At 57.4% G+C, this 11,992-nt stretch carries 11 protein-coding genes and 2 tRNA genes; 5 read left to right on the top strand and 8 right to left on the bottom strand.

The features are described from left to right. Positions 1–78: 78 nt before the first annotated feature. The 3 genes from ABD806_RS01915 to sohB form a co-directional block, all read right to left on the bottom strand. Entirely contained in the window at positions 79–729 is a 651-nt protein-coding gene (locus ABD806_RS01915; RefSeq protein WP_344954172.1) for a TIGR01621 family pseudouridine synthase, read from the bottom strand. Between the two features lie 123 nt (positions 730–852). Continuing rightward, positions 853–943 (bottom strand) — tRNA-Ser (locus tag ABD806_RS01910). Between the two features lie 94 nt (positions 944–1,037). Continuing rightward, positions 1,038–2,060 (bottom strand): protease SohB, encoded by a 1,023-nt coding sequence (gene sohB / locus ABD806_RS01905; protein WP_344956404.1) that lies wholly within the window; start codon positions 2,058–2,060, stop codon positions 1,038–1,040. A gap of 144 nt (positions 2,061–2,204) precedes the next feature. Here sohB and ABD806_RS01900 point away from each other — a divergent pair, with 144 nt between their 5' ends. The 3 genes from ABD806_RS01900 (at position 2,205) to ABD806_RS01890 (ending at position 5,189) form a co-directional block, all read left to right on the top strand. After that, on the top strand, positions 2,205–2,972 hold the full coding sequence (locus ABD806_RS01900; protein WP_344954169.1) for a YciK family oxidoreductase: 768 nt from the start codon (positions 2,205–2,207) through the stop codon (positions 2,970–2,972). Positions 2,973–3,074: 102 nt separating this feature from the next. Further along, positions 3,075–3,971 carry a LysR family transcriptional regulator gene (locus tag ABD806_RS01895; RefSeq protein ID WP_344954167.1) on the top strand — a complete coding sequence of 299 codons (897 nt, stop codon included), beginning with the start codon at positions 3,075–3,077 and terminating at the stop codon, positions 3,969–3,971. 81 nt (positions 3,972–4,052) lie between these two features. Then, positions 4,053–5,189, top strand: coding sequence for a MalY/PatB family protein (locus ABD806_RS01890; protein ID WP_344954165.1), 1,137 nt, complete (start codon positions 4,053–4,055; stop codon positions 5,187–5,189). A gap of 299 nt (positions 5,190–5,488) precedes the next feature. On the opposite strand, the gene ABD806_RS01885 is transcribed toward ABD806_RS01890, so the two are convergent. Continuing rightward, positions 5,489–5,579: transfer RNA gene (locus tag ABD806_RS01885), tRNA-Ser, on the bottom strand. A 52-nt stretch (positions 5,580–5,631) separates the two neighbouring features. Then, a complete protein-coding gene (locus ABD806_RS01880; protein ID WP_344954163.1) occupies positions 5,632–5,841 on the bottom strand; it encodes a hypothetical protein in 210 nt (69 codons plus the stop codon). A 134-nt stretch (positions 5,842–5,975) separates the two neighbouring features. Between ABD806_RS01880 and ABD806_RS01875 the strand changes: the two genes are divergently transcribed. After that, entirely contained in the window at positions 5,976–6,512 is a 537-nt protein-coding gene (locus tag ABD806_RS01875) for an HPP family protein (protein WP_344954161.1), read from the top strand. Positions 6,513–6,981: 469 nt separating this feature from the next. Then, entirely contained in the window at positions 6,982–7,764 is a 783-nt protein-coding gene (locus ABD806_RS01870) for a nucleoside-binding protein (RefSeq protein WP_344954159.1), read from the top strand. 66 nt (positions 7,765–7,830) lie between these two features. Here the strand turns inward: ABD806_RS01870 and ABD806_RS01865 are convergent, their stop codons facing one another. From ABD806_RS01865 to pgm, 3 genes are all read right to left on the bottom strand, one after another. Then, positions 7,831–8,694 (bottom strand): hypothetical protein, encoded by an 864-nt coding sequence (locus ABD806_RS01865; protein WP_344954157.1) that lies wholly within the window; start codon positions 8,692–8,694, stop codon positions 7,831–7,833. A 322-nt stretch (positions 8,695–9,016) separates the two neighbouring features. Next, the gene (astE, locus tag ABD806_RS01860) at positions 9,017–10,042 is read right to left on the bottom strand and encodes a succinylglutamate desuccinylase (protein WP_344954155.1); all 1,026 of its coding nucleotides are present in this window, start codon (positions 10,040–10,042) and stop codon (positions 9,017–9,019) included. A gap of 302 nt (positions 10,043–10,344) precedes the next feature. Beyond that, complete coding sequence (pgm, locus tag ABD806_RS01855; protein ID WP_344954153.1) at positions 10,345–11,988, bottom strand: phosphoglucomutase (alpha-D-glucose-1,6-bisphosphate-dependent); 1,644 nt, start codon at positions 11,986–11,988, stop codon at positions 10,345–10,347. Between the last annotated feature and the right edge of the window lie 4 nt (positions 11,989–11,992).

Raw genomic sequence — 11,992 nt, 5'->3', positions numbered from 1 at the left:
AATCGGCACATGCCACCGGATAGCCGCCAGTTACGCAAGCAAGATGCAGAGCCGCGACCATCTGGGTGCCAATCCGGGTCAGGGTGCCAGCTGAGCGGCCCAACTTTCCATGGCGGGGCCATGCTCGATAAACAGCGCGCCTTCCACCAAGGGGGCCTGCAACTGAAAATCTTCGCCGCCATGGCGGAAGGCCAGTCGCCAGGCATGCAGATAGCCCCGATCCGCCGGTGTACCGCCATAGCGGGCATCACCCAGTATGGGACAGCCGATGCTTTTCAGCGCCACCCTTATCTGGTGGGTCTTGCCGGTCAAGGGGTAGATTGCAAACGCCCTCAGGCCCTGAGCCAGGGAATGGGAGTAAAAGCGGCTCACCGCCGGATTATGCTGGGTGCGGGTCAGCTTCCAGCTGCCCCGCCGGGCCTTTTCCATATCTCCCTTCACCCAACCCTGCTTCTTGGCCGGCTTGCGATCACTTAACGCCAGGTAGGTCTTCTCGGTGGCCCGTTCGGCAAATTGCCGGCTTAATTCCCGGTTGGCCTCGGGGCTTCGGGCCAGCAGTAACACGCCCGTGGTCATTTTATCCAGCCGGTGCACCGGATACAGGGCATCACCCAATTGCTCACTGAGCACGCGGACCAGGCCGGCCTCCGACCCCTCCTGATGCATGCCTATGCCGGCGGCCTTGTTGACGGCATAAAAGTCCGGGTGGGCCAATAATATCTGTGTCATAGGGGAAATATACCAGGCTGAAGGGATTTAAAACGCAGCGACACATACAGCAAAAAGCCCAGCATGGAAATATGCTGGGCTTTTTTTACCCGTTAAATGGTGACGGGTCACAGATGTTCAATATGGCGGAGGAGCAGGGATTTGAACCCTGGGTGGGCTATAAACCCACGCCGGTTTTCAAGACCGGTGCATTAAACCACTCTGCCACCCCTCCGACGGGCGCCAATATTACGCAGCCGCCCCTGCCTTGTAAACCCTAAAATCAAGACTCGCGTGCGAGTGGGCAATAAATGGGCAAAACCACCCATTCAGCCAAAAGGTCGCTGCCCCGCCTCGTATAATTTGAGCAGGCCGCGGCTGACACCGGCTTCCGCCGCCTTGGCCAGTTTGTCTTTCAGGGTTTGCTTCGGCTTGTGTCTCAGGCTGATGACATGATGGCTGTCCGCCTTATCCAGCAGGTATTGGCTGCTGGTCATCAGCCGGTCCACCAGGCCCAGTTCCTTGGCATCGGTCGCCAGCCAATGTTCGCCCGTCGCCACCTTGTCAAGCACCAGCGCCGGGCGGTTGGCCCGGATAAACTCCTTGAAGCGCTGGTGGATGACTTCCAGCTCCTCGCGAAACTTGGCGCGTCCCTCATCGTCATTTTCGCCAAACAGGGTCAGGGTACGCTTGTACTGCCCCGCCGTATGGAGCTCAATATCGATATCTTTCTTCTTCAACAACTTGTTGAAATTGGGCAACTGGGCGACCACGCCGATGGACCCGACGATGGCGAAGGGAGCCGCGAGTATCTGCTCGCCGACACAGGCCATCATGTAACCACCGCTGGCCGCCACCTTGTCGATGGCGATACTCAGCTTCAGGCCGTGCTCCTTCAGCCGGCCAAGCTCCGCCGCCGCCAGGCCATAGCCATGCACCACGCCGCCACCGGATTCCAGACGCAACAAAACCTCATCACCGGGCTGGGCCAGCTGCAGCAGGGCGGTGACCTCCAGACTCAGATCGCTGACCTCGTGGGCGTCCATGCTGCCTTTAAAATCCAGCACATACAATTTGGGCTTGAGGGTAGCGGCGGCTTTTTTGGCCTCCTTCTTGGCCCGCTTTACTTCCTGCTTTAGCGCCTTGCGTTCCGCCTCCGTAACGGCACTCGCCAACTGCAGGCGTTGTTTCTGGCGCCGCAGGCGGGCACTGATATCGTCCACCTCCAGCCGCTCGGCCAGTTGCTTTTGCTTGGCGATCACACTGGTCACCAGGGCGACCAGCAACACGATGGCCAATACCCAGGTCAGGCTCTTGGCCACGAATAGACCGTATTCATAGAAAAATTCCAGCATGGGATCTCCTCAGTTATGTCAGCCGCTATTCTAAGAGCCATTTTTGCCAGAACCCATCGCTTTTTTAAACCAGCCACTGGCATCCGGCGCCAGAGTCTGGTTTGATCCTGCAATCCATAACGTTGAAATGTAAGAGGCTTCATGCAGGACTATCATCCATCGGCCGAACTATTGAAAAACAAGGTTATCCTGGTTACCGGCGCCGGTGACGGCATAGGGCGTCAGTCGGCGCTGAGCTTCGCCGCCCACGGTGCCACCCTGATCTTGCTGGGTAAAACCGTGAAGAAACTGGAAGCCGTGTATGATGAGCTGCTGGCACAAGGCAGCCCCGAACCGGCCATCGTCCCCCTGGACCTGCAGGGGGCGACCCGCCAGCACTATCTGGATATGGCCGAAACTATCAAGCAGCAATTTGGGCGCCTCGACGGCGTGCTGTTCAATGCCGGCCTGTTGGGAACCCTGGGGCCACTCGAGATGATTGGCGAAGATGAATGGGACAAGGTGATACAGGTCAATGTCAAATCCCAGTTTCTGATGACCCAGGCGCTGCTGCCGTTACTGAAAGCCAGCACCCCCGCTTCCATCATCTATACCAGCTCCGGCGTGGGCAAACGGGGCCGCGCCTATTGGGGCAGCTATGCCGTCTCCAAGTTTGCCACCGAGGGCATGATGCAGGTACTGGCCGACGAGCTGTCCAACACCCGGGTCAGGGTGAACTGCATCAACCCGGGTGCGACCCGCACGGCGATGCGCGCCCGCGCCTATCCGGGCGAGAATCCCGAAAGCTTGCGTACCCCGGCCGAGATCATGCCGAGCTATCTTTACCTGATGAGCGACGACAGCCTGGAGGTGACCGGTCAGTCACTGGATGCCCAGCCGGACAAGGTACGCAACTCCGCCGCTGATTGAACTGGCAAGATTCGCCGAGCCGGTTAACAATAAACGGGTAGTTTAATCGGGAAACACCCACAAGGGCCGGCCGGGCCCTTGTTCAGCGCAAAAGGAAAGGCCATGTATCGTCCCAAAAGCACGGTAGAGCAGTGGCGTATTTTTCAGGCAGTCGTGGACTGCGGCGGTTATGCCCAGGCAGCGGAAACCCTTAACAAGAGTCAATCTTCCCTCAATCATGCGGTCGCCAAGCTACAACAGGGACTGGGTCTTGCCTTGCTGGAAGTCAAAGGCCGAAAGGCCTTCCTCACCCCGGCCGGAGAAGTGTTTTTACGCCGCTCCCGTAAGCTGACCCAGGACATCGAAGGCCTGGAGCAGCTGGCCGATGTGCTGGCCAAGGGCTGGGAAGCCGTGCTGCGTATCGTGGTGGAGGCGTCGCTGCCGCGCCAGCCGCTGTATGACGCCCTCGCCGCCTTTACCAGCCAGTCCCGAGGCTGCCGTATCCACCTGCTGGAGGCCCAGCCTTCCGGCTGCCAGACGGTGGTCACCAAACAGGCCGCCGATATCGTGCTGGCCAGCCGCACCTTCCCCGGGGCCAGCGCCCTGCCCCTGACCACCACCACCTATGTCCCGGTCTGCGCCCCCCATCACCCGCTCACCCAATTCGGCGAGGTCAGCCAGCACGAGCTAGAGCATCAGCTGGAGCTGGTGCTGGCCGATGGCAGCGAGGAAGAAGAAGGCTGGGCCAGGACCGAGGAAAGATGGGTTATCAACCACCTGCACGATACCTTGTCTCTGCTGCGCCGGGGGGTCGGCTTCGCCTGGCTGCCGCTGGATGTGGTCACCCCCCTGGTGGAAGCGGGCCAGTTGCAACGGCTGCCCATGGCCCATCATGGTTTGCGTAAGCGCTTCACCCATCTGATCCTGCCCCGTGCCACCCCGCCCGGGCCGGCGGCCAGCCTGCTGCTGACCCTGATCAGACAGGATTACGGCCAGTCCGGCACAGCGGTGCCGGCTTAAGCTGGGTTCCCCGTCGGCGAGAACTTGCCAGCCCCCGGCGTCTTCCTTATGCTGGCCCTCTCGTTGTTAACAGGATGACCTATGTTTGATTTTGATCAGTGGATAGACAGGAAGCCGAGCCGGGCGCTGAAGTGGCTGAAATATGAAGGTACCGACATTCTGCCCATGTGGGTCGCGGATACCGAATTCAAGGCCCCGCCGGCGGTGATCGAGGCGCTACGGGAACGGGTTGACCACGGTATCTTCGGCTACAGCCGCCCCAGCCCGGCCCTGACCGAGTTAATTATTGCCCGCCTGGCGGAGCGTTATGACTGGCGGATTGAAGCTGACTGGCTGGTGTATATGCCGGGAGTGGTACCGGCCCTGAACCTGGCCTGCCAGACCTTCAGCGAGCCGGGCCATTCCATTTTGATGCCCAAGCCCATCTATTACCCGTTTCTGCATGCCCCCGGCTTCCACGGCCGTAAGGCCGCCCATGTGTCCATGGTCGAAAAGGACGGTCGCTGGCTGCTGGATCTGGAAGAGCTGGAAGCCCAGGCCAAAGACGCCGAACTGCTGCTGTTCTGCAACCCCCATAACCCGGGCGGCACCATCTACAGCCGGGAAGAACTGCTGGCGATCAACGACATCGCCAAACGCCACAACCTGCTGGTGTGCTCCGACGAAATCCACTGTGATCTGCTGCTGGATGAAGGCAAACGGCACCTGCCCTATGCCGCCCTGGACGACGATGCCGCCAACCGCAGCATCATCCTGATGGCGCCGAGCAAGACCTTTAATATCGCCGGCCTGTGTTGTTCGTTTGCCGTCATCCCCAATGCCGAGCTGCGCACCCGCTTCACCCGTGCCGCCCGCGGCATCATGGCCGATGTCAACCTGCTGGGATTCGTCGCCGCCGAGGCCGCCTATCAGGATGGTGACGACTGGCTGGCTGCGCAACTGGCCTACCTGCGTCAGAATCGGGATATCATCGTCGAGCGGCTGGGCAAAGTACCGGGGGTCAAGGTGCTGTCGCCCGAGGCCACCTATCTGGCCTGGATCGATATCAGCGCGCTGGAGATCGAGGATCCCATCGGCTTCTTTGAACAGGCGGGGGTGGGCCTGTCTCCCGGCGGCCAGTTCGGCGGCAGCGACTTTGTGCGGCTTAACTTTGGTTGCCCCAGAGCCATGCTGGATGAGGCCCTGCATCGCATGATCGCGGCCATCAACGCCCGCTGACGGGCAGGGATGGGGCACACCGGGCGCCCCATCCGTTCAAAACCATCCCCATCTCAGCCTCATACACCTTTCCGCAAGCCATCTCCATTCAGCGCCATGAACAGACATTTCTTGACTATCTTTAAGGGCCTGGCCAACACCACCCATCTGCTTCCCGTCCCACCTAAGGAAGGGCACTATGTCGATGCTCAAACCCCTGGGTGCCGCCACCCTGCCGGGCGTCCAGGCCACCACACAGACATAAAAAAACCGCCAGGCGTTTAGCCTGGCGGTTTTTTGCTTTGTGTACAAAGCGACTATGGCGGAGGAGCAGGGATTTGAACCCTGGGTGGGCTATAAACCCACGCCGGTTTTCAAGACCGGTGCATTAAACCACTCTGCCACCCCTCCGGAACGGAATGCATCATACTGACGGTGGTTGTGCCTGTAAATAGCTGTTTGTTTAATTGCCTTTAAAATCATCACTCTGGGTATTTTTTGTATGGTCTGCACGCGGTTCTGCTGAGTGCAGGGCAAAGTAGTGGCGCAGGAAGGCCTCATCCAACGGTGAGAGATCGAAATGGTTGGATGCCTCGGCGAGGTCTTCTACCCTAATCTGCTCCTGTTCAAGCAGCCAGGCCAGCGCCTTACCCAGGGATTCATGTTCGTTCATGCCGGCCTCCGACTATAAGTTATAAACTTTTGGCATCAGGATCGCCTTTTATTTTTTATGCATTTTGAATACAATTTAACCCGTTATTTTATAACCATAGATAATAACAATATCTCATTGCAATCGAGGTCATCATGCATTTCAAACATCGACTGCGAGACGCCACCCTCGCCGGCCTGGCTGCCTTTGTGGCAATAATCCTCCTCAGTTATCTGAAAAGCTGGACACACTTTATGGTGCTGAGCGCACCGCTCGGCGCCACCCTGGTGCTACTGCTGCTGCTGCCCTCGGCACCCTTGTCTCGGCCCAAACACGTGATCCTGGGGCACCTGCTCACAACCTGCCTGGCGGTATTGGGGATGCAGTTACTGCCGGATCCCGTCCTCGGCCTGGCGGTCTGCTTTGGGCTGGGGATCACCCTGATGGTGCTGACCGACACCCTTCATCCTCCGGCCGGGGCCAACCCGATCTTGATTTACCTCTCTGGTGCCCACTTGCCGCCGATGGACTTTATTCTGCCGACATTGGCCGGAACCCTGTTTATGGTCGCGTTTGCCAGCCTCTACCATAAGGCTTTCACCCACCGTCGCTATCCGTTTGGGCCTAAGATCCCGGCAAGCAAGGAAAGCACTGCGAATACCGGCGCCAAAGCCAAAGTGGCCACCGACTGACCATCACCCCTCATCAAAAAAGGGAGCACCACCGTACTTAATGCTGCTCAGTTAAGGGGAGCCCTCATCTACCAAGCCGACCGTTGGCGTCATGGATGATGCCGCCTAGCCCCCAGGGACGGATTTCGGCGAGTCGGCATGTGGAGGAGGACTTCCCTTTTCATCTTAAGTGAACGGCATTGCACCACCGTGCTCCCTTTTATTTATGAATGTATCTGAATATAAAAAATTCAATTCCATCCGAAAAGGCATCGCTAACGGCAAGGTTCCGCTCAGCTGACACCGGCGCAAGTATCTCCATAGAAAGAATCTTCATATGAAGATTTAATTAAAAGTATGACCTTTGTCACAATATCCTGCCCGGCCGTTCTGTAACATCATGGTGTCGTTAGTTATTCACGTATTTTATTTAGATACACACGATTTATTAGCAACACGGATACCTTTCCTTACATGACAGGGAGTCATAATGAAAAAATCTGCCTTAGCACTGCTGATTACCGCTGCCGCCGCACCGGCCTTCGGTGCAGATTGGAGCAACACCGAATTGCATTATCAGCTGGGTAAACTTAAGCAGAACCCTTTCGGCGCCGATCCAGAACAGAAGTCCACCACCAACATCTATACCCTGCAGCATGCCAGCGGCTGGAAATACGGTGATAACTTCTTCTTTATCGATTATTCCGACTGGGACGACGGACAACGTCGGCGAGACTGGTACGGTGAGGGCTATTTCAACTTCAGCCTGGGCAAGATCAGCGGGACCGAGCTGAGCCTCGGGCCGGTGAAGGATGTGGGCCTGGTCATGGGTGTTAATGCAGGTGGCGACAGCAAGATACGCAAGTACCTGCCCGGCATCCAGCTGGCGCTGGATGTGCCTGGCGCGGCCTTCTTCAATACCCTGCTCACCGCCTATATCGATGATAGCGTCGGTGTGGCCAACGACGGCGCCCCCAAGGAAGGGGATAGCTGGATGCTGGATACCGCCTGGGCCTTCCCTTTCGCCTTAGCTCACCATGATTTCAGCCTGGAAGGCCATGCCGAATATATCGGCAGCCGCGACAATGAGTTTGGTGACAAGGTCAAGGGTCACTTCCTGGCTCAACCTCAGCTACGTTATGACCTGGGTAAAAGCCTCTTTAACGACCCTCAGCGATTGTTCGTCGGTATTGAATACCAATACTGGTACCACAAGTTCGGCAGTGACGTTATCGAAAGTGCCGTCCAGGGCCTGGCGGTCTGGCGATTCTGAACCACAGACGGGAAGGTACTGGTGCCCTCCCGTCTGTCCCTAAAGCAAAGACACCGTCATACAGGTTTAGAAATGCCATTCTACCTGGAAGGTCGGCGCAGTGGTATTGGTGCCGGGCTTACCGTGGTTACCGAACTTGTTATGCCAGTATTCATAGCCCACCCCCGCCCACAGGGTGTTTTGCTTGTTGAAGGCCAGCTGACCCACATCCAGCATCAGTGAGCTGCGCGTGAGAATTTCGGGCTTGGTTTCTGCGTTGAAATAATCCTTGCCCTTTTCGCCGTTGTAGTTGGCAAAACCCTGGAACTTCATCGGCAGGGAACCCGCTGTAAACGGAATGCCCCAGGCGGCGCTGACCACATAATAGGGGTCAAAACTGATGTCGTTATGGTTACCCGGAAGACCACAGGGCGTCAGGCCACAGTGATTTTGCTCATAGGCATAGAACAAGCTCAGATCGGCAAACCCCTTGGGCAAATCAAACTTCAGGGTCGGCCCCACCAGCAACAGGCGTTTCCGCGGCGCAAAGGCGGTATTTTTAGTATTCCAGTCGAAGCCGGCTGACAGCGCCACCTCCTTCACCGGGCCAACACTCAGATCGGTATCGAATACCTTACCCAGATGCAGCTGATGACGATAGGTCACATACGCCTCGCTCGCCCCCTTGTTACTACCATTCGCCTTGTCATTGCCGTCCGATTGCAGCAAGTCCACATTCAGGAAATTCTGGCCATAGGCATAGCCGCTGGCATGAGTGAACTGGATGACATGTTTTTGTATATGGTTGGAATTATTGGGCTCGGTAAATTCGGTACCATACCTGTATCCGATATAGGTGTCAGACCAGGTGGATGCGGCGACATAAGGAGCAGAGGTAACGGCCAATGCCAGCGTGGAAAAGGTAAGAACGCGCTTGCCGGTATAGTTCATGATATGTGATTCCTTCACCTTGAGAAAATGACATTCCATCTGTTTTTTCAGATGCTTTAAGACAATTGAATAAATTTTATCACCAACACTGTACACAAAAATGATTACATACAAATATCATCATGATCAACAAATTGATCACAAATTTAATAATCCATATATACAAAGTGTCTTACTGAGGCGCTATGGTCCAGGGATGCGGCGGTGCAGGTTGCAGGGAGGTAACGGGTGGCCCGTTTATTGTGCATAAAGTCATCGCCGTCATGGGCAGTAGGGCTGCATACGGCTCCCACGTCGCCGGACGGCGACGTGGGCAAAACAATTAATCCAGCTCGGATCCGGAAAGGGGATAATCAATGACCATCAGTGCAGCCCGTTGACCGTTCGCCACCGCGGGGTTGGGGAATACCACCGCCTCTCTCTGCGCATCCACCCGCCAGCGGTGTTCACCGTCTTCAGCCAACAGCTCACCTGGCTCAAAGGCGGTGAAATTCGCCACATCCTTGCCGAAGTGAAAACGAAAGGCATCGCTCTGCTTGATGATTTCCCGGCATACCTTGAACACCCGGATCTGACCAGGTTCAAGCGGAGCCGGCATCCAGTCCGCTTCGCTCACCAACTGGCGCAGGCAATGATCGACCGCCTTGAACCGCCGCATATCATTCTGCCCGAAGGGCATGACCTTGCCCAGCTCGACGGTAAAAGCATGGGCGCCAAACCGATGAGCGCTGAAATAGCTGAAGGTAGTGGTCGGCCCGTGAGCCAGCAGGATGGTGTCGACTTCGCAGTCTCGCAAAAATGCCAGCTGCCGACGGCTGTAAGGCTGGCCGTGGGTATAGGGGTAAATGGCAAACTTTTCATATTTTGAAGGCCTGATCGCCGTATGCAGATCGTAATGCAGGCGCTCGGCACCAGAGCGTTGACCGAAAAAGCGGCCGACATACAACTCCAGCCTGGCCGCCCGCTGTTGCTCCAGGCCGGGGCTATCCCCGCGCTCATGGGCACCGGAAAACAGGCGGTTGAGATTTACCTCGAGCTCACGTACCCCCTGGTTCATGGCCGCCGGATGGCCAAAAATCAGCAGCAGCCGGTGCCGGCAGCTCAGCCTCCCCTCCACCAGGTCCCGCAGCAGCTGATCGCACAGCTCTATTGGCGCCGTTTCATTGCCGTGGATGCCGCAGGAAATCACGATATCTTTATTGCCCGGGGACGCCGGTTCAAAACAGACGACCCCCGTATCCCAGACGGATACGGTACCGCCGGTTGCCAACGGCTCGCTAAAGGGAGCCAGCTCCCATGGATGTTCACGGCTCAGTGACAAAAAATTCGCAATCCGGCTTACCTTCATATATCCCTCCAGCTAAACCATTAAAAACAACATTTCAGTTTGAAATAAAACATGAAGTCAGCATCAATGTCTAGCGGATCAGGGAACCGCCCCCGGCGAGGGCAGCGGCAGAAAACACTATCGAATGAAGGTCCTCGCCAACTTAAGCACCAGAACCGCAAACCTATGCCGTTTTTACGGTTTTCAGCCTTTTGTTATGCACAGGGTCAAGCTGGCCACGGGATGAAAAATTTTAAATCTGGACAGTAAAATACGAAGAGAGAGCACAGCAGCAGGCCGGCCTGCTGCTGTTAGCTGCCCGGTTACGCCCCTGCCTTGACAAAGGCGGCGCTCACCAGTTGTTTGGCCTCGTCAATCAAACGTTCGAGGTGCTCCGCGTCGCGGAAGCTTTCGGCGTAAATTTTATACACCTGTTCGGTACCACTGGGACGGGCAGCGAACCAGCCCTGCTCGGTGACCACCTTGAGGCCCCCCAGGGAGGCATTGTTGCCGGGCGCCCGGGTCAGGGTCGCGATGATGGCATCACCGGCCAGGCTGGCTGCCTTGATATCATCGGCATTCAGGTTGGCCAATACCTGTTTCTGTGCCTGGCTGGCGGGGGCATCCAGCCGGCGGTAGACAGGGCGACCTAACTCAGCGGCCAGCATGGCGTAATACTGATGCGGGGTCTTGCCGGTTACCGCCAGGATTTCCGCCGCCAGCAGGGAAGGAATAAAGCCGTCCTTGTCGGTGCTCCATACCCGGCCGTCCCTGCGCAGGAAAGAGGCGCCGGCGCTTTCCTCACCGACAAAACCCAACCGGCCCGCCATCAGATCGGTCACATACCATTTAAAACCGACCGGTACCTCCATCAGCGAACGCCCCAGGCTGTCCGCGACCCGGTCGATCATCGAAGACGACACCAGGGTCTTACCCACCGCCAGGGTGGTTGGCCATTGGGCCCTATGGGTAAACAGATAATGGATGCACACCGCCAGGTAATGATTGGGGTTTATCAGCCCTTCACTATCCACTATGCCGTGACGGTCATAATCCGGGTCGTTGCCACAGGCGATATCGAAGTTGTCCTTCAATGCTAGCAGGTTCGTCATGCTATAGGGACTGGAGCAATCCATGCGGACCTGGCCGTCGTGATCCAGGGACATAAAACCGAAGGTCGGATCCTGGCTTTGATTGACCACGGTAATATCCAGCCCGTAGCGCTCGGCAATCGGCGGCCAGTAAGCCAGACCGGCTCCCCCCAGGGGATCGATGCCGATCTTGATGCCGGCTTTGCGGATCGCCACCATATCGACCACCTGATCCAGCTCGGCCACATAGGGGGTGATGTAATCGTATTGTACCGCCCGCCCGAAGGCCTCGGCGAAGGGCAAACGGCGCACCTCGCGACAGCCGTCGGCGATCAGCCGATTGGCACGGGCCTGGATCCAGCCGGTGGCCTCGGTGGAAGACGGGCCGCCATCGGGGCCATTGTATTTGATGCCGCCATCCCGGGGAGGGTTATGGGAAGGGGTGATGACGATGCCGTCCGCCTGGGCGTTCTGGTGCAGCCGGTTATGATTGAGGATGGCATGGGAGATCACCGGGGTGGGAGTATACCCCTGCCCCGCCTGTACCCTGACCTCCAGACCGTTGGCCACCAGCACTTCTAACGCACTGCCCCAGGCGGCTTCCGACAGCGCATGGGTGTCCATGGCCAAAAACAGAGGGCCGCTCAGGCCTGCCTGCTGCCGGTATTCCGCCACCGCCTGGCAGATAGCCCAAATATGACGCTGATTGAAACTCACATCCAGGGCACAGCCCCGGTGGCCGGATGTGCCGAACGAGACCCGTTGGGATGAGATCTCGGCATCGGGCTCCAGCTGGTAATAAGCCGCCATCAAACGAGGGATATTAACCAGATCTTCGGCGCTGGCCGGCATCCCTGCTCTGGGGTGCATAGTCATAACT

Source organism: Zobellella aerophila, assembly GCF_039539325.1.
Lineage (GTDB): Bacteria > Pseudomonadota > Gammaproteobacteria > Enterobacterales > Aeromonadaceae > Oceanimonas > Oceanimonas aerophila.
This window is presented reverse-complemented; position numbering and strand designations above follow the sequence as displayed.